Annotated in this window: 14 protein-coding genes and 1 CRISPR repeat array; of the genes, 12 read left to right on the top strand and 2 right to left on the bottom strand. The window is 70.7% G+C overall.

Going from position 1 to position 18,496, the window contains the following annotated elements; all coding sequences use genetic code 11:
* Positions 1 to 593: 593 nt before the first annotated feature.
* Positions 594 to 3,641 (bottom strand): AAA family ATPase, encoded by a 3,048-nt coding sequence (locus tag AWW66_RS26610; RefSeq protein ID WP_067371742.1) that lies wholly within the window; start codon positions 3,639 to 3,641, stop codon positions 594 to 596.
* Complete coding sequence (locus tag AWW66_RS26605; protein WP_211272112.1) at positions 3,641 to 4,840, bottom strand: exonuclease SbcCD subunit D; 1,200 nt, start codon at positions 4,838 to 4,840, stop codon at positions 3,641 to 3,643. The genes AWW66_RS26610 and AWW66_RS26605 overlap by 1 nt, the downstream gene beginning before the upstream one ends.
* Positions 4,841 to 5,100: 260 nt before the next feature.
* Here AWW66_RS26605 and cas10 point away from each other — a divergent pair, with 260 nt between their 5' ends.
* From cas10 to cas2, 12 genes are all read left to right on the top strand, one after another.
* Complete coding sequence (cas10, locus tag AWW66_RS26600) at positions 5,101 to 6,882, top strand: type III-B CRISPR-associated protein Cas10/Cmr2 (protein ID WP_169807179.1); 1,782 nt, start codon at positions 5,101 to 5,103, stop codon at positions 6,880 to 6,882.
* Positions 6,879 to 7,949, top strand: a complete 1,071-nt coding sequence (locus AWW66_RS26595; RefSeq protein WP_067371736.1) for a type III-B CRISPR module-associated Cmr3 family protein — start codon at positions 6,879 to 6,881, stop codon at positions 7,947 to 7,949. Before cas10 ends, AWW66_RS26595 begins: the two co-directional genes overlap by 4 nt.
* Positions 7,949 to 8,890 carry a type III-B CRISPR module RAMP protein Cmr4 gene (cmr4, locus tag AWW66_RS26590; protein WP_067371734.1) on the top strand — a complete coding sequence of 314 codons (942 nt, stop codon included), beginning with the start codon at positions 7,949 to 7,951 and terminating at the stop codon, positions 8,888 to 8,890. Before AWW66_RS26595 ends, cmr4 begins: the two co-directional genes overlap by 1 nt.
* Entirely contained in the window at positions 8,877 to 9,344 is a 468-nt protein-coding gene (locus AWW66_RS26585; RefSeq protein WP_067371732.1) for a type III-B CRISPR module-associated protein Cmr5, read from the top strand. Before cmr4 ends, AWW66_RS26585 begins: the two co-directional genes overlap by 14 nt.
* Positions 9,337 to 10,152 carry a type III-B CRISPR module RAMP protein Cmr6 gene (cmr6, locus tag AWW66_RS26580; RefSeq protein ID WP_067371729.1) on the top strand — a complete coding sequence of 272 codons (816 nt, stop codon included), beginning with the start codon at positions 9,337 to 9,339 and terminating at the stop codon, positions 10,150 to 10,152. The genes AWW66_RS26585 and cmr6 overlap by 8 nt, the downstream gene beginning before the upstream one ends.
* Positions 10,149 to 11,081 (top strand): hypothetical protein, encoded by a 933-nt coding sequence (locus AWW66_RS26575; protein WP_067371726.1) that lies wholly within the window; start codon positions 10,149 to 10,151, stop codon positions 11,079 to 11,081. The genes cmr6 and AWW66_RS26575 overlap by 4 nt, the downstream gene beginning before the upstream one ends.
* A 4-nt stretch (positions 11,082 to 11,085) precedes the next feature.
* Positions 11,086 to 12,513, top strand: coding sequence for a hypothetical protein (locus AWW66_RS26570; RefSeq protein WP_067371723.1), 1,428 nt, complete (start codon positions 11,086 to 11,088; stop codon positions 12,511 to 12,513).
* Between the two features lie 4 nt (positions 12,514 to 12,517).
* Positions 12,518 to 13,093, top strand: a complete 576-nt coding sequence (locus AWW66_RS26565) for an RAMP superfamily CRISPR-associated protein (RefSeq protein ID WP_067371720.1) — start codon at positions 12,518 to 12,520, stop codon at positions 13,091 to 13,093.
* Entirely contained in the window at positions 13,078 to 13,845 is a 768-nt protein-coding gene (locus AWW66_RS26560; protein ID WP_067371718.1) for a hypothetical protein, read from the top strand. Before AWW66_RS26565 ends, AWW66_RS26560 begins: the two co-directional genes overlap by 16 nt.
* A 58-nt stretch (positions 13,846 to 13,903) precedes the next feature.
* Positions 13,904 to 14,602 carry a CRISPR system precrRNA processing endoribonuclease RAMP protein Cas6 gene (gene cas6 / locus AWW66_RS26555; RefSeq protein WP_083978993.1) on the top strand — a complete coding sequence of 233 codons (699 nt, stop codon included), beginning with the start codon at positions 13,904 to 13,906 and terminating at the stop codon, positions 14,600 to 14,602.
* 227 nt (positions 14,603 to 14,829) lie between these two features.
* Positions 14,830 to 15,391: direct repeats of the CRISPR family, unit length 37 nt; unit sequence ATTGCCATCCACAGCCCAACCCAGCGGGCATAGAAAC.
* A 112-nt stretch (positions 15,392 to 15,503) separates the two neighbouring features.
* Positions 15,504 to 17,366: a CRISPR-associated endonuclease Cas1 gene (cas1, locus tag AWW66_RS33060; RefSeq protein ID WP_157527971.1), complete on the top strand. Its 1,863-nt coding sequence runs from the start codon at positions 15,504 to 15,506 to the stop codon at positions 17,364 to 17,366.
* Positions 17,363 to 17,650 (top strand): CRISPR-associated endonuclease Cas2, encoded by a 288-nt coding sequence (gene cas2 / locus AWW66_RS26545; RefSeq protein WP_067371745.1) that lies wholly within the window; start codon positions 17,363 to 17,365, stop codon positions 17,648 to 17,650. Before cas1 ends, cas2 begins: the two co-directional genes overlap by 4 nt.
* Positions 17,651 to 18,496 lie beyond the last annotated feature (846 nt).

Here is an 18,496-nt window from a genome sequence, read left to right as displayed (position 1 = left end):
CCGGCTCCGGCCGCCGCCGCCTGAACCCGTCGCTCATCACCCCTGGAGGGATCGCAACACGTCCGCGCGGGTGAGCCCGAGGCCGGTCTTCGACCAGGTCGCTCATGACCCCTGAAGGGATCGCAACCACGTCTCGGCGTTGCACCACATCGCCAGGGCCCGGTCGCTCATCACCCCTGGAGGGATCGCAACGCAGACCGGCGGAGCACGGCCAGCTCGGCGCGGAGGTCGTCATCACCCCTGGAGGGATCGCAACCCACGCTGTCGACGCCGCCCATGCCGGTGGACAAGCTGCGTCGCTCATCACCCCTGGAGGGATCGCAACGAGTCGCCGTCACGTATGCGGCCCACGTGCCGCGCTCGGGTCGCTCACAATCCCTGGGATCGAAACTCGTACGACACTGGGCTGCCCACCCTCGCCGACCAGTCACTCATCGCCCCGGGGACAAGCTGGCCAACAAGCACCGGGGGTGGCGGGGCTGGGGGCCGACGCGCACGAGTCGGTCGTTGTCTCGTGGCAGTGGCTTCGCCGACCGAAGTCAAAACGCCCTGGTAGGTGGGCTTAAACGAATGACAGCGTCGACGAAGCGAACTCAGTCGATTGCTCGGGTCTCGACGGCAACGGTTGAGCCGGTGGCTGTCTTGCGAACGTGGAGGCGCGAGGGAATTCGCCTGCGTAGTTCCGCGACGTGGCTGACCAGTCCGACGGTACGGCCACCGGAGCGCAGGCCGTCGAGGGCGTCGAGGACCTGGTCGAGTGCCTCCTGATCGAGAGTCCCAAATCCTTCGTCGACGAAGAGGCTGCCGAGTTGGGTGCCGCCGGCCTCGGCCAGCACGACATCGCTGAGGCCGAGAGCCAGGCACAGAGAGACGAGGAAGGTTTCTCCGCCGGAGAGGGTGGCGGGGCGGCGTTCCTGCCCGGTCCAGGCGTCGATGACGGACAGGCCGAGTCCGTTACGGCCGGCGCGGCGGCCGGTGTCCGACTCGGTGACGTGGCGCAGCAGGTAGCGGTTGTGGGTGACCTGCCCGAGTCGGGTGTTGGCGGCCGTCACGACGTGTCGGAACCGGTGGGTCAGCACATAGGTGGACAGGGTCATCCGGGTACCGCTGTCGCTGCTCCTGCCCTCGACGAGTTGGGCGAGGCGGTGGGCGATCTCGTACTCCGCGCGGACGGGTTTCCACCGGGCGAGAGCGTCGGTCAGATCCGGGCCCAGTTGCTTCAGCCGGTCGTGTTGCTCGACGGCGAGGCCGTGCTGGGCGTGCAGCTCGGTGGCCCGCAGTCGGGCGGTCTGGTAGGCCTGTTCGCTGCCGTCGACGTCCGGTGGTGGCTGGTGGGCGGCGGCGAGCAGGGTGGGGTCCTGTGCTCGTCCTGCGGCCTGGTGGTATTCGCCGTCGAAGGCGTCGATGCGTTCCTGCAGGTCGACGATCTCGGGGTTGGTCAGGGCTGCGCTCCGCGCCGCCACGGTGTCGGTGAACTCCGACAGGTGCAGGTGGTGCTGCGCCTCCCGGTGGGCGGCGGTGAGTTCCCGTGCCGCCTGTCGCCACTCCCCCAGGTTGGTCGCGGCGATCTTGATGTCGGCGATCTCCCCGGCCAGGCGGGTCACCCGTACCTGCAGGGTCTTGTCCTCGCCGCGGATGGCGTCGATGGTCTCGTCGAGTTCGGTGATCTGCGCGGTCAGGGCGGCCTGCTGGGCGGTCGCCGTCGCCTCTTCGCGGCCGATGTCGGCGGCCTCGCGGTGCTGATCGGTCAGCAACACGTCGAGGGTCTCCAGGTGGGCGCCGAGTTCGTCGGCCAGTTTCGTCGCCTCGGTCGCGGCCCGGACCGCCGTGCGTGCCTCGGTGACCGTCGACGTCGCCTGGGCTGCGGTCAGGTCGCCGACCGTCTCGGTGACCTCCTTGAGCTGGGCGTTGATGCTCTCGACAGTGATCTCGGCGCTGCGGCGTTTGTCGAGCCGTTCGCCCGCCTCAGTCTTGGCGTGGTCCTCGTCGTCGGCGGAAACGGCGTCGGCGGCTGCCTGCGCGGGTTCGGGGTGTTCCGGGGAGCCACAGACCCCGCAGGGCCGACCGGGCCGCAGTTCACCGGCGAGCTCCGCGGCCATGCCGGCCAACCGACGCTGCCGCACGTCGAGGTGGCGGGCCTCGGCGGCCTGGTGGCGGTCGACGGCGGTACGCCGCTCCTCCTCGGCGGTCGCGAGCTGTGCGGTGAGGTCGTCGCGGCGCTTACACGCCTTGGCCTGCTTCTGCGCCTCGGCCAGCCGGAGCTCGGCGGCCTCCCGGTCGGCGGCCACCGCCAGGGCCTGCTCGTGCCGGGCGGTGACCTCGGCCCGTTCGACCGGCAGCTCGGCCAGGCGGGCGGTGACCTTCTCGCTCCGACTGGCCAGATCTTCAAGCGTCTTGCCGACCGCCGTCCGCTGACGCAGCAGCGTGGTCCGCCGCGCCTCGCTGTCGATCGCGGCCTCGGCGGCGTGCAGGTGGGCAGTGCGGGTCTGCTCCGCCCGGGTCAGCGCGTCAAGGTCGAGGTCAGCCACGTCGACGGCTTCCGCGCCGTCCGGGGCAGCCGGCGCGATGCGGTCCGGCAGCACCGCCACGTCAGCGGGCAGCGAGGCGAGGTGTTCGATCGTCGTGCGGCGCCACAGGTCGAGGTCGGCCTGTCGGCGGTCGACCTGGTCGAGGTACGGCTTCAGGGCTGCCGCCGCGCGGGCGGCGTCAAGCTGGCGCTTCCACTGGTCACGCTCTGGCTTGCGGGTGGCAAGCTCGTCGCGCCGCTGCACCGCCGCCCGGTACTCCCGTTGCTGCCCGGCGAGGGTCGCGGCGGCCTGCCGGACCTGGTCGAGGCGCTGCTCCTCCGTCGTGCCCGCGGCGGCGCTGCGGGCCAGGGTTTCCATCAGGTCAGCGGCCCGGTCCCGGTGCGCGGCGGCCCAGGCGTCCAGCTCACCCACGGTGTCGGGATTGTCGAGATCGGCGGGCACCTCGACCTTGACCACCTCCGCGAAACGCTGCGTCAGGTCGCGGATCACGCCGAGGGCCGCGCGTTCCTGCTGGCCGAGTTGTGTCCGGTGCTCCGCCAGGCACCCCTCGGCGCGAGTGAAGATCTCGATGTCGAAGAGGCGCCGCAGAAGCCCCTGCCGGTCATCGGCAGACGCCTGCAGAAACCTGGCGAACCCGCCCTGGGGCAGCAGAATCACCTGGCAGAACTGCTGCAGGTCAAGGCCGGTCTCCGCCCTGATCAGGTCGGCGGCTTCCCGATGGTCCTTGGTGACGAACTCGGTCCGCCCAGGGAACTGCTCGACGATCTCGACAAGGGCCGTCTGCCGAGTGGTCCCACTGCCGCGTCTACGGGGACGCACCCACTCCGGGCTGCGGGTGATCAACAGCCGCCGGTTGGTCAGGGTGACGTCCAGTTCGACCCGGGGGCCGACACCAGCGGCGGCATGCTGCGAGCGCAGCGACTTGGCATCGTCCCGCGAACCGGGTACGGACCCGTACAGGGCGAAACAAACCCCGTCCAGGATCGTGGTCTTTCCCGCCCCCGTGTCCCCATGGATCAGGAACAGGCCGTCGGCCGTGAGCGCCTCGAAATCGACGCTCACCGTGTGAGGGAACGGCCCGAACGCGGTCATGGTCAGCCGGTGCAGTCGCATCAGCCGGTCACCTCCACCCGGCGCAGCTCGTCGAAGGTCCGCTGCAGCAGCGCGACCTCGTCGCCGTCCGCCGGCCGACCACGCACCTCGGTCACAAAGTCCAGCGCCACCTCCACCGGTGACAGCCGATCCAGGTCGGCGAGATCCCGGCCGCCCACATCGACGGCCAGGCTCGGCACCACGAGCTTCAGCAAATGCGGGAACCGCTGCTTCAGCCGCTCATGCGGCGACAACGGACGCACCGCATCGGTCAGCGTCGCCTCGACCCAACACTGCTCGTACGCGCTGTAGGCGGGGCTGCTCAACAACTCCTCGACGGTGCCGATGAGCCGGGCCATCCGCCTCGGCACCGGAGCAGGAATCTCCTCCACACCGCGCAGCCCGTCGACACCGAGATCCACCAGATAGGACGACTTGACGTGCGCGGCCTCGGAGAAGCTGAACGCCAGCGGCGATCCGCTGTACCGCAACCCGTCAGCAAGACGCTGCCGCCCATGCAGGTGACCGAGCGCCACATAGTCGACGCCCTCGAACACCGCACCGGGCACATGCTGCACCCCACCCACGCTGATGTCCCGCTCGGTGTCACAACCCTGCCCACCGGAGACGAAGGCGTGCGCCATGACGACCGACCGGTACCCGGGACGAACCGCCAGATCCGACCGCACCCGACCCATCGCGGCCCGCAGCGCCGCCGCGTGACTCCGATCCTCGACCCCCCAGTCGGCCACCGCCGACGCCGGTTCCAGGAACGGCACCGGGTAGCAGGCGACCCTCACGTCCTCGTCCTCCAGCAGCACCGGCGTACCCACCGCACCGGTCCCCACCCGCACGTGGACACCGGCCCGTTCCAACAACCGCGAGCTGACACCCAGCCGCGCCGGCGAATCGTGGTTCCCGGCGATGACGACCACCTGGGTCCCCGCCTCCAGCACGAGCCGGGTCTGCGCCTGGTCCCACAGACTGACCGCGTCCGGCGGCGGCACCGCCCGGTCGTAGAGGTCACCCGCGATGAGCACCGCATCGACCCGCTCACCGCGAGCAACCTCGACGAGGTGGTCGATGAACGCCTGATGCGCATCGTGCAGGCTGAGACCGTGCAGATGGCGACCCAGATGCCAGTCCGAGGTGTGAAGGAAACGCACGAGCCGAGACGCTAAGACACCCATCGACCGCAGCACATCAGCCCCGTCGACCACACTCCCGGGCCGAAAATCGGGTGTGTCCCAGCGGCCCGCACGCAGAGGTTCTGGTAGGGCCGATGGGCGGCGCTTACGAAAGCCTCGCCCTGTCCGGGTATTTGCATGCCGGCAGAACGTTCTGGGCGCGAAGCTGCTGCATGGAATGGTTGTTCCACTGTGTCGACATGCCGACATTTCCAAGGAAGCCGCAGGTCAGGGCACTGTCGGGCAAGGAACCGATTTCCTATCGCCACCGGATGACGGTAAGGATGGTGCCCGTGACCGTGGCGACGGATCTTCGCCGGGACCTGGTGGTGGCCACGATTCCCGGAGTGCAGCAGTTCATCGGCGAGTCCCGGTCGACGGGGGACGTCGCGGCGTCGAGCCGGCTGGTGTCGGAGTTGACGGCCGCGATGCGAACGGCCGTTGACGGCACGGCGGAGGTGGTGCTGCCGGCAGACGGGGAGACCGGGCTACCGAACCGGGTGGTGGTGCTCACCGAACCGCATGCCGGGGTGGACCTGGCGCAGCTGATGGTCGAACGGGTCCACGGCGCGTGGAAAGACCGGATCACAGCGCTGTGGCCAGCAGGTCCGCCGGTGCCGCTGCCGGCCGTCCCGGGGTTCCCGCAGGTGCAGTGGGTGGTGGTGCCACCTCTGCCGGGTGGGTATCCGGCGCAGTGGGCGCGGGCCCAGGAGGCGCTGGCGGCGCGCAAGCGCACCCGCACCTTTCCGGGCTACGACGATCGGATGCTGCAGCGGGTGTGCGGGGTGAGCGCCCGATGGGCGGCGGTGGGGCACCTGCCAGGAATGCGGCGAGTGCGGCGCCGCCGAGGGGAGTGGTTGTCGCTGCCGGCATTAATCAAGCGTGCCGACCCGGCGGAGGGGTTCCCGTCGACGTGGTCGGTGGCGACCGGCCCGTTCCGTCGGGAGCTGGCAGCCCGTGCGGCGGCGGACACCACGGTCCGGACGGCAGCTTGGGAACTGCAGAACGCGGTGCGCGGGCTGCGCCGGTTCGGGGTGCGGTTCGGGGCGGGTGCCCTGCCGGGGTGGCAGCCGGGCCCCGACGCCTCCGAGGAGCAGCGGTGGCTGGCCCAGGTGGAGGGGGCGTGTCTGCTGCCGCAGACATGGTCGGTGGCAGGCCTGATCGTGGAGCATGCGCTGGCCCGCAGTGACCAGGCGAGGTTCGCCAAGGCCGTGGAGACGGCGGCAGAGAAGTTGCGGCGGCTGCTGGAGGTGGCCGCTCTGCCACCGCCGCCGTCGTATCTGGCGGTGCTGGCGCAGGACGCCGATCGGATGGGCGAACGGTTGGGGGCCCCACCCCGCACCGGGGAGGGCATGCGGGCCTGGCACGGCGCGGTGTCCGGCGCGCTGGTGGACGCAGCCGGGCGGCAGCGCGCGGTGCTGGAGACGGACGACGACGGGGCGACGCTGGGTCGGCTGGTGTACGCAGGGGGCGACGACGCGCTGGGCTTCGCGCCAGTGGAGTCGGCGGTGTCGGTCGCGGCGGCGTGGAACGAGGCGTTCCGCGCAGCGGTAGCGGGCGGGCCAGACCGGCCGGGCCTGGTTCCCCGGGCGACCGCGAGCACGGCGGTGGTGTTTTTCCACAGCTCCAGCCCCCTACAGTCGGCAATCAGCGAGGTGCAGGAGCTGCTGCGCGAGGCAAAGGAGGCCGGCCGCCCGGGTTTCGGGGTGGCGGTACTACGGCGGGGCGGGGAACGGGTACGGGCGGTACGCCGGTGGTCGCTGGGCGCCGACGTGCCGGCGGGCACGGGCGCCCCCGCCGTGTTGAACGAGCTGGTCGCGGCGATGCGTGGCGGCCTGTCCGGACGACTGGCGCAGAGCCTGGAGCGTGACGCAGGGGCGTTCACCTCGCTGAGCGCGCCGGGACGGCGCGGTGAGATCCGCCGGCTGGCGCTGCGGCACGGGGCCACCGAGGCGGAAGCGTCCACGGCGGCGGATGCGCTGCTGGCGCTGAGCGACGGTGATCCGGGCAACGGGGCGGCCGCGGCATACCGGTGGGCTGTGGTGGCGCGGTTCGTGGCGGCGGAGGGCCGGTGAGCGGGCGGCGGTGGCTGGTGCTGGAGCCGCACGACACGGTGTCGGTGCGCGACGGCCGGGCGTTCGACGCGGGTGTGCAGACGGTGGGCCGGGCGGTGCCGCCGCATCCGGCGACGGTCGCCGGGGCGGTCGGCGCGGCGTTCGGCGCCCCGCCGGGCGCGGGGGTGGACCCGGCGCAGCGCGGTGTGCTGGTACCGGCGGAGTTGCACGGGCCGGTGGTGCTACGCAGAAGGACGTCGGGCCGGTGGCGGGCGTGGTTTCCGATGCCCCGGGTGGTGGTGCGCGTCGACGCGGACTGGCGCCGGCTGACACCCGGAAACACCAGGCTGGACGGAGTACGGCACGACCTGTCCGACGAGGTCGACCTGCTGGGTGGGCCGCAGGGCGAGCCTGGTGGCTGGCTGGACGGGTCGGCGCTGGGCCGGTTCCTGGCCGATCCGCTGGTGGTGCCGCGCGACGCGGGGCCGCCGTGGGTGTGGGAGCGGCGGGTCGGTCTGGCTCGGGACGACGCGCGCACGGCGCGGGACGGAATGCTGTACTCCGTCGAGCACCTGCGGCCGGCGGTGGATGCCTCCTTCGACGGGTTCGGGTTCGCGGTGGGGTGCGTCTCGGCGCCGCCGCACCAGCTGCGGGAGACGGTGCCGCTGGGCGGGGAGGGACGGCGGGCCACGGTGCACGACTGGACCGACGCCGGTGACCTGGGGCCGCTGCCGGCCGCGCCGGCGGACGTCCACACCCGGGTGCTGTTGTATCTGGCCACACCGGCGGTGTTCGGCGACGGATGGCGGCCTGCAGCCGATGACCTGCGGGGTGCCCGGTTGGTCGCGGCGGCCGTCGGCGGGCCACAGCCCGTGGCGATGGGCCGCCCGGATCCGCGCACCGGGGAGTTGCACGCCCGCCGATTGGTGTGGGCCGCCCCGGCGGGCAGCGTGTACTTCCTCGACTTCGACGGCGACGCGGCAGCGGCCCGCGAGGCGGTGGAGCGCTGGCACGGCCACGCGTTCGCCCAATCCGACGAGACGCTGCGTACCGCAGGTTTCGGCTTGACGCTCACCGGGAGGTGGTAATGGTCCACGCGCTGTTGTTCCTGTACGCGGAGTCGCCCGTACACGCCGGGGCCGACGGTGCCCTGGGGGATCTGGATCTGCCGATCCAGCGGGAGGCCGGCACCGGGCTGCCGGTGGTCTGGGGGCAGAGCCTCAAGGGAGCCCTGCGCAGCCACGCACGGACCCGGTGGGGGCGGTCCGACCCACGCATCACCGTGCTGTTCGGTGACCCGCCGCCCGGCGTCACAGCAGACGGCGACAGCGCGGCGGGCAGCGACAGCACCGTGGGCCGTGGCGGTGCGCCGCAGACCCGCTCTCCCCGGCCCGGCAGCCTGTCGGTGGGCGACGCGCACCTGGTGGCGTTCCCCGCTGCGACGGTGCGGGACACCTTCGCCTGGGTGACCAGCCCCTTGGCGCTGGGGCGGTTGCACCGGCGGCTGAGGCTGCTCGACCGGCAGGGGCCGCGAGCGGACGTGCCGAGGCCGACCGGAGAGAGCATGCTGGCCGCTTCCGACGACTGGACGCATCCCCGGGCGGTCGTCGGCCCGTACGTCACCGACTGCCAGTCCGACGACGCCACCCGGCAGTGGGCCGGCTGGCTGGCCGACACGGGCCTGCCCGACGCCGACGAGTTCGGCTACTTCCAGGCGAAGCTACGCCGTGACCTGCTGGTGGTCACCGACGGGCTGCTGGCACCACTGACCCGCGACTGCGCCGAGGTGACCCCACGGGTGCAGCTGGAAGAAAATCGCAAGATCGTCCGGCACGGGCCGTTCCACACCGAGTACCTGCCCGCCGAGACGCTATTGGTGTCCCTGCTGGAGGCCCCCGACGCGGCCACCCTGGAGACCGTCGACGGGCTCGTCACCGGGCAGATACTGCACCTCGGTGGGAACGAGACGATCGGCAAGGGCCTGGTCTGGGGCCGGCTCACCAGCGGAGGTGCCGATGCCGGCGCGTAGGGTCGACCTTGACACGGCCCGGGAGGCCGAGCAGGCGATGGCGAGCATCGCGCCCGCCGGGGCGATGCCGGCGGAGGTCCTCACCCGCCTCAAGGGCCTACCCGCGCTCCTGCGCACCAGCGGACTTCCCGCCACCCTGGCGCTGTTCGCCGCGAAATCCGGCACCGACCCGCTGGGCCGCGCCTACCGCAGCGTCCGGACGGCGTTGGTCACTCAACTCGCCGCCGAGGTCGGCTGGGACAGCACCCCCCAGGACCTGTACGGCGCGCTCGCCGCGCTACCCGCCACCGACCTGGGGCGGGCCCAACTTCGGCTGGTCGCCTTCGCCGGCTGGCTGCGACGGCTGGCCGAGGCCGAGGAGCACACGCAACGCGCCCGACGCGCCACCGAACACCCGCCAGCCCAAACCACGGCCGCAGACGCCGCGACGGCGACCGGGGGCGACGGTGGCTGAGATCGCCGGACCACTCGGCCGCGTCCTGTCGACGGTCGACCTCGCCGCCGGCCGGCACCCCCGGGCCAACGCGCTCACCGTCCTGCGCCGCTGCGCCGTGCTCGGCCCCGGCGGCAACCTCGACGAGTCGTCGCTCCTGGCGTGGGCGGTCCGCACGAACCTGGGCCACGACGACCAGTTGGCGGCCGCCGTCCACCGCCGCCGAAGCGCCGCCCTCGCCGCCCTGAGCCGCCACGACGCCCCCGGCGACGGCGAACCGGTGGTCAGCCGGGTGGTGTCACTGGAGCCGGAGTCGGCCCTGCTGGCGGGCACCGGTGAGTCCGGGCCTCGCAACGTCGGGCTCGCGCTGCACGGCACCTACGGCTGGCCCGTACTGCGCGGCAGCACCCTCAAGGGTGTCGCGCTCGCCTACGCGACCGCCGTCGAAGACCCGGACCGGCACGCCATCTTCGGCAGCGCACCACAGGACGACGAACCCGCCCCCGGCGAGGTGGCGTTCCTCGACGCGATCTGGTCCGGGCCGGTACGCGCCGCCCCGCATGTGCTGACCCCACACGCCGGCGACTACTACCGCGACGCCACCCGCCGCACACCCCCGGCCGAGTGGGCCAACCCGGTGCCGGTGGCCTTCCTCGCGGTCGAAGGCGGCGTCTTCCGTGCCGCAGTCCTCGGCCCCCGGCCCCTCGCCGACCGGGCCGCCGCGCTGCTGCGCGCCGCAGCCGACGACCTCGGCGTCGGCGCGAAGACCGCCGCCGGCTACGGCTACCTGCGCGCCACCGACCCCGAGCCGGAAGGACAGCCCGAGTGACCGTGTACGTGGTGCCCTGCGGGGTGTCCATCATCGACGGCCTGACCCGTGGACGGCACGGGCACGCCGACCCGCAGGACCTCCTCGCCCAGGCGACGGAGTTCGGGCGGCGACTGCACGCGGATCGCATTCCCACCCCCACCGTCGTCCACGAGTGGTGGCAGACGATCGCCGAGGCCGCCGACGACACCGACGTGTCGACCTGGTCGCCGGTGGTCGCCGCCGAGACCGCCACCCTCGCCGGCCGCGACAAGGCCGACATCGACCGGCTACTCGCCACCACACCGCAGGCGCACCGGGTGGTGCTGCTCGCCTCGGACACCCCCCAGGGCCTGACCGCCGCACTGCTCGTGGCGACCCGCCTCGCCCGACCGACCAACGACGGCGAGCTGCACCGGATCCACTACGCCGAAACCCACCGGTCGACCCTGACCGGCGGCCTGCCCGCCGGCACCGTGACCGTGGTCCGGGTCCGTGGCCTGGCCGCCGACGCCCCCGACGGGCTCCGCACCGGCTCCGCCGGCCTCGGTGGCACCCTGCGCGCCGCCCTCGACACCAGCAACGGTGAACCTGTGGAGGTCCACCTCACCGGCGGATTCAAAGCCACCCTGCTGCACCTGCTGTCCCTGGCCGAACTGGCCCACTCGATCAACGGGAAGCTGACCGCCTGGTATCTACCCGACGACCTCCCGGGACGACCCCGGAGCGTCCCGATCGGCCTGCGCCGCTTCTCCCCCGGCTACCTCGACTGGGTCCGCGACGAGGTCACCACCGTCGCTCGCGGCGGACGACCGCCCATACACGAGGTCACCGCACACGGCGCGGCCTGGGACGACACGACCGGCACGCCCCGCCTCAACGGCTTCGGCGAGGCATACCTGGCCCTGCTCGGCTCGGCACCCGTCGCCCGCTCCGACGAGGGCGGCTGACCCGGTGCCCACCGTCGCCACCCCCTGGGTGGCCCTCGCTGCCGACCTGGTATCCCTGTCCGCGTCCGACGACCCGCACCGCACCGACCGCCGGGCCGACCCCGACACCGACGCCGTCACCGCCCTCACCAACCACCCCGACTGGGACACGATCGGCGCCGCTCCCCTGACCGGCCGGGCCGCCCGGCTGGAGACCCTGCTGCACGCGCTCGACGACCGGAACCTGTTCTACCTGTTCGCCTACCACCCCCGGACCGTCCTCCACGACGTGCTGCCCCGGCTGCGTCACCGCCCCACCTGGCTGCTCGCCGTCGACCTCTACGAGGCATGGTGGCGGCTGGCCTCCACCGAACGACTCACCGGCGTCGCCCCACGCGGCCAGCGCACCGGCGCCGCCTACCTGGCCCGGACCCGCTGGCTGCTGACCAGCCTGCCCTTCCGCGACCCCGTCGGCTGCGGATTACGCCGTGACGACCGGCCCGCCACCCCCGACCTCGTCACCCGAGCCCGGCAGGCACGGCAGGACTGGCTCGACGTCCTGGACACCGCCGACGACCACTCACTGCTGCACCAGGACATCAGCACCGAAACCGACGCCCGTGACCTGGTCACCGTCCCGGTCAATCCCCGCCGGCTCGACACCGGGCACCCGATCACCGGAGACCCGGTGGACGCCGGGGTGTGGCGGCACTGCGTCCGCGCGCACCTGCTGCCCCGGTTCTCCGTCGGCACCGCCTGGCAGGTGGCCTGGCGCCTGTCCGACCGGACCGCACGCGTGGCCACCGTCCTCGCCGGCGCCGCCTTCCTCGCCGCCCTGCTCCTGCTCACCGCCGGAGCCGCGCGCTGGTGGCCGCACCAGGCTGCCGGCCTGGTCACCGCCGCAACCGCCGCCGCCGGTGCCGGCTACGCGGCAGTCATCACAGCGGCGGTACGCGAACCAGGCGCCTCCTGGCCGTGGCTACTCCGCCAGCCCGCCAGTGCCATGCTCGGAGTGGTCGCCCTGACCGCCCTGCACCCCGACTGGTGGAGCAACCTGGACGGCACCCGCGCTCTCGGCGCCACCACAGTCCTCGCCGCCCTGGCCACCGGCTACCTCGTGGTCGAAGCGGTCAACCACGGCGTACACCGCAGCAGGCTGCTTCTACGCCGGGTGGGAGCCGTCGCCGCCCTCGGCGCCGTGCACGCCACCCTCGTCGGCGCCACCGCCCTGCGCTGGCTCACCCCCGCCCTGTCCGAAACCGCCTCGACCACCGGCCGCCTCGACTGCCTCTGGTCCGCCACCGGCTGCCCACCCGGCACCATCGCCCCCGGCTACGTGTTCGCCCTCGCCGCCGCCTGGTGCTACGCCGCCGGCGTCTTCAGCCAGATCCTCTGGGACGACCAGCCCTACACCGCTCCCCTGGCCCACCTCGCCTGGACCACACGGAGGTGACCCGATGCCCACGAACCCACCGCGCTGGCACGACCTGGAACTGACGTTCGAGACACCCGCGTTCGTCGGCCAACCCGCCACCCACGGCCCGGCGCCCTTCCCCGTCGCCAGCCTCCGCGGCGTACTCCGATACTGGCTGCGCGCCCTCGTCGGCGCACACCTCGGATCAGACCTGGCCGCTCTCACCCGCGCCGAAACCGCCGTGTTCGGCGCCGCCGCCGGCGACGACGAGGGCGGACCGTCCCGTGTCCTGTTCCGTGCGACCCGACCCGTCACCTACCACGCACCCGAGGACGCCCGCATCTGGCTGCCCGCTGGCCCGGACGGCCAACACCTGCGCTACTTGCTCGGTCAGGGCCTCTACAACGGCAAGACCAAACGCCTCAGTCGGCCCTTCCTCGCCGCCGGCACCACCCTGCCCCTCCGGGTCCGCAACCTCGGCGGCCCCGCACACCAGACCCTCCTGCTGGCCTCGCTCTGGGCCCTGACCACCTTCGGCGGGATCGGCGCCCGCGTCCGCCGCGGATTCGGCACCACCACGCTCACCAGCGCCGAACTACCGGCTTGTCCCCCTGGCTGAACGACCCGGCCGCCCTGCCCGACGTCCTCACCGCGGTCGGCGACGCCCTCACCGACCTCTCCGTCACACCCGCCGCCCCGGTCGACGCCACCACGCGGCCCACCTACCCCCGCTTCGGCGACCAGAAGTGGTACCGGACCCGGTCACAGCCACTCGCCCCAGCCACCGGCGGCCCGGCAACCGCACTGACCCGACTCGGTGAACGGCTGCGCCAGTTCCGCCTGCACCACGTACACCGCAGCGACCCCGCCAAGCACGACCCCGAATTCAAGAACATCGTCAGGCGCTTCTTCGACGGCGATCAGATCGAAGCTCACCCGGCGACCATCGCCGCGCTCGGCCTCCCCATCTCCTACAACATCCCGACCAAAGAGAAGAAGGATCGTCGGTCCGCAGTGATCGAACCCCTCCTGGACAGCACCGCGGGGCCCATCCCCGCCGTCGCGGCACCCGGCCCGCCACGACCCAATCCACGCCTGCTCGCCCGGCGGACCTCGCCTTCCGCCCCTCAGACACCGGTACGACGCGCCTCACCCCTCTGGCTGCGGGTATACCGCGACCGCGACGGCTGGAACCTACGGTCACTCGCCTTCTACTCCGAGTGGCTCCCCGCCAACGTCTTCCTCCGGATACGCGACACCCGCGTCGACGACGGACGCTCACCACAGCACCGCAGAACACAACGGGTGACCCGACCCGACCAGGAAACCGTCGACGGACTGTTAAACAAGTGGTTCGACTTCGATGCGTGACGAGAAGCGAGATCGACACGTTCGTCCGCTGGACGACTTCCTGGAAGGCTGACACAGCATGCCAACGCAGTGGACCCTCGGTCTCGCAGCGCCGGTGGACCTCGGCGCGCAGCCGTACCACGACCATCTGCACGCGCTCGCCTGCCGGATCTTCGAGGGACCCAACGAGGCGCACCACGCCGACGACAAGCCCTTCACCGCCCGGCTGCTCGGCCCCGCCGCCACGTGCCTCGGGGTGACCCTCACCTGGCTGCCCGACACCCCACCCCCGGTCACCGTCCTCCCCGAGCAACTCCGGCTCGGCTCTCGCAAGTACGACGTCACCGGAGCACAGATGCGGCGCACCCCGCTGGAACACCTCGCCGACGTCACTCCCGGACGGCGGGTACGGCTGGCGGTCACCACGCCCGCCAAGTTCCGCCAACACGGGCGGGACTACCCCCTACCAGACCCATACCTCATCTACTCGACGCTCGCCCGACGCTTCCGCTCCGCAGGCGGACAGGCCACCGACGACGACGTACGGGACCTCAGCCGAAGCGCGCTGCTCTACGCCCACGACATCCACACCGAGGCGTACCAGTGGCACAACACCACCACTGCCGGCTTCGTCGGCACGATCTCCCTCGGCCTGCCCCGCACCGCCTCGCCCACCGTGACCCGACTCTTCGCCACCCTCAACGGCTTCGCCACTCTCGCCGGCATCGGACACGGCACCACCCACGGACTCGGCGCCGTCGCTCTCCTGACACCATGACCGATACAGGCATCGAAGCCCTCGACCATCGAACCTAAACCCACCGAAACCGGACTACCCAGAAGTGACCGCCAGAAGCCGAGGTGCGCGCCGCCCTGTTTACGCACGTCAAAGCCCACATTCACCACCATCATGGCCTAGGTCACACCGCCCTCGAAGGAGAACTTCACGAGGTGCGCGCTACGATCTCTGTTCCAGCAGCTCAAGACCCACCGTTTTCGGGTAGGATTGCCATCCACAGCCCAACCCAGCGGGCATAGAAACATGGCTACGCCATAGTTGGCGTCGTTGTTGAACGCAAAATTGCCATCCACAGCCCAACCCAGCGGGCATAGAAACAGGTCAGGACTGGACCGGCCTGGTTCTTGCTGTCATTGCCATCCACAGCCCAACCCAGCGGGCATAGAAACTAAAGTTCATCGTGGAGATCGTTCTTGTGATCAACGAGGAATTGCCATCCACAGCCCAACCCAGCGGGCATAGAAACACATACCAGCCGCTCCTGCCGCCCAACCGAGTGGCACGTTGTATTGCCATCCACAGCCCAACCCAGCGGGCATAGAAACTCGGTTCGTAAGCGGATCTCTTTGAATATTTTGCGAAAATTGCCATCCACAGCCCAACCCAGCGGGCATAGAAACTTCTGCGCTCGGATTGAACGGCAGATCAGGACGTACATATTGCCATCCACAGCCCAACCCAGCGGGCATAGAAACTTTGGCGCGGAGTGTGTGGCGATAAAATAGGAGACCATTGCCATCCACAGCCCAACCCAGCGGGCGTAGAAAGTCCAGAGCTTGTCGTATCCCGCCGGCTGCTCCCTCCGGCTCGTCGGCATCCACAGCCCACTCAAGCGGACATCGGAGCACCCGTTGGGATCGATTTTGGGAAGGGGTGGCTATTGGGCGCGTTGTTGGCGCGGGCGGTGACTGATGAGGCACTGCTGCGGGCATGGGAAGAGGTACGGGAGAACGCTTACGACGACGGGCAGCCAAGCAGCGCAGTCGTAGCGTTCGAGTCCCGGGCTCTTGCTCGGCTGAACGACCTGGCGCAGAAACTGGCGAGTGGCCGGTACTCGCCCCAGCCGATGACGCGTGTCTCGATTCCGAAGCCGGACGGCGGCATCCGCTCGCTGGCGATCGGTGCGATCGAGGACCGCATCGTGGAGCGGGCCGTGTTGGACGTACTCGATCCGGTGGTCGATCCGACGCTGTCGCCATGGAGCTTCGCCTACCGTCGAGGGCTCGGGGTCAGAGACGCTGTACGCGCGTTGGCGGAGGCCCGCGAGTCGGGGTTGGCGTTCGTCGTCCGCTGCGACATCGACGACTGCTTCGACAGCATTCCCCGATGGCCGCTCTTGCGCCGGCTGCGGGAGCTCGTGTCGGATGCGGAGCTGGTAGCGCTCGTGGAGCGGCTGGTCGGTAGGCCGGTGACGGGTGAGCGGGCCAGCGGTGGGCGGGGCCTACACCAAGGCGGCAGCCTGTCACCGCTGCTGGCGAATCTCTACCTGGACACGTTCGACCGTGCTCTGATGCGGCACGGTCATCGAGTGGTCCGCTACGGCGACGACATCGCGATCTCCGTCCCCGACCGCCCGACCGGGCTGCGGGTCCTCGACCTCGCCGACGCCGAGGCTGAGGCACTCAGTCTGCGGCTCAACACCGACGACCGGCAGGTGATCGCCTTCGACGAGGGGGTGCCGTTCTGCGGGCAGGTCGTCACCGCCAGCTCAGGTCCCACCGCCGACCTGCAGGCAAAACCGTTGCAGGGCACCGTTTTCGTCACCACGCAGGGTGCCCTGCTCCGGGTCAAGGGTGAGCGGTTGCGGGTGGAGGACGGTGATCGTCTGCTCGCCAACGTGAACCTCAAACGGGTCCGCCAGATCGTGTGCTTCGGCCGGGTGGGCGTCACCTCCACGCTGCTCCAGCGGATCGTCGAGCGCGGCATCGAGCTGGCCTGGCTGTACGAAGACGGCCGACACGCCGCCCGGGTCTCTGGTCTCGACGGCACAGACCCCGAAGTACGGCTGGCACAGTACCGGGCGGCCGACGACGCCCGGCAAGCCTTACGCATCGCCCGCCAACTGGTGGCCGGCAAGGTGACGAACATGCGGGTGGGCCTGCTGCGCGCCGCCCGCGCCCAGCAGGCACCGGAACTGGCCGACCGGCAAGCGCGGCTCGCAACGGCACGGCAATCCGCGCTCATCGCGGACAGCACCGCCGAGCTGATGGGATACGAAGGATCGGCCACCCGTGACTACTTCGCCGGCCTCTCGCAGATCCTCGGACCAGAATGGGGGTTCACCACGCGGCAGCGCCGCCCGCCACCCGATCCGGTCAACGCGATGCTCTCCTTCGGCTACACGCTACTCACCAACGAGGCCCTGACCGCATGCCAACTCGCCGGCCTCGACCCCTACCTGGGCATGCTCCACTCGCCACGTCGCAACCGCCCGTCCCTCGCCCTGGACCTCATCGAGGAGCTGCGCCCCGTGGTCGTCGACGCCACGGTGATCCGCCTGGTCCGCACCGGCCAGGTCACCCCGAAGAACTTCACCCTCACCGACGACCGAGGCTGCCGGCTCGACGACCACGGTCGCCGGGCATTCCTCGACGCATACGAACGGCGCATGCTGACCCTGGTGCACCACCCGGTCGAGCAGCGACGAATCCCCTGGCGACACGTGCTCCTGGCGCAGGCACGGACGCTCGCCGCCGTCCTATCGAGCCGCAGGCCGGAGTACCGGCCGGTGGTGTGGCGATGAGCCGGGTCTGCTACGTGGTCGCCTACGACATCGCCGACGACGACCGCCGCGCCGACCTGGCGATGTTCCTCTCCGGGTACGGCCCACGGGTGCAACTGTCCGTCTTCGAGGTCGAGCTACCCGACGCCGACACCGCCGTCGCCTTCCGGGAACGCCTTCGCAGCCTGATAGACCCCAACGACGACCAGGTACGCCTCTACCGACTGACACCCCAAGCCCTCGGCCAACGGATCATCTACGGCCGCCGCACCATCGAGGAACGGGTCGACTTCTGGATAGTGTGACCGCCGCACTCACCACTTCCTTATGTAGTTGGACGAAACACCTGAACCCGGACTCACCCAGCGATCCCCGCAGGAGCACAGATGCGCGCAAACCTCTTCTCGCAAGTCAAGCCAGCATCTCCCAACGCCTGCGACCTGGACCACACCCGCCACAGCACCTCTTCGCCACGGTCCGCGCGACGATCTCCATCCCAGCACGTCAGTCCCACCGATTTTCGGGTAGCATCGCCATCCACAGCCCAACCCAGCGGGCATAGAAACTTCACGAACGCACGGAAGGCGTCCGGCGTGAAACCGAGGACCGGAATCGCCATCCACAGCCCAACCCAGCGGGCATAGAAACGCCATGCCGGGCTGCCCTGCATGATCTTCTGCCGGGTGGTGTATCGCCATCCACAGCCCAACCCAGCGGGCATAGAAACGGGCGGCTTCGGCAGGATGGCGTCTGGCCATATTTTGATCGCCATCCACAGCCCAACCCAGCGGGCATAGAAACTGTTGCTAAGCGTGGGAGGGAGTTCGCCCTCGATAACATCGCGACCCACCGCCCAACCTGCTTGTCGCTCATCACCCCTGAAAGGATCGCAACGATCCTCCGGCTCCAGGTCCAGAAAGAGGTACAACCCTGGAGGGATCGCAAATTCTGCGCAGGAAGTAGATGCCCGCCTGGTAGATGTCGCGGAGCCCGCCTGGACTCCGGCGCATGGTAATGGTTGTCGAGGGCGTCACCGTGTAAGCCCCCGACAACCATCTGCGACCACCTCAGCCCGATCGCGCGGCCTTGGAAAGCACGCTGCCAGCGATGGCAAAACACGGCCAGTCTGACCAGGCGAACCGACTTGTCTA

Source organism: Micromonospora rosaria, assembly GCF_001567585.1.
In the GTDB taxonomy this organism is placed as follows: Bacteria; Actinomycetota; Actinomycetes; order Mycobacteriales; family Micromonosporaceae; genus Micromonospora; species Micromonospora rosaria.
Note: the sequence above shows the minus strand (reverse complement) of the source record. Positions and strands in the feature narration are given on the sequence as shown.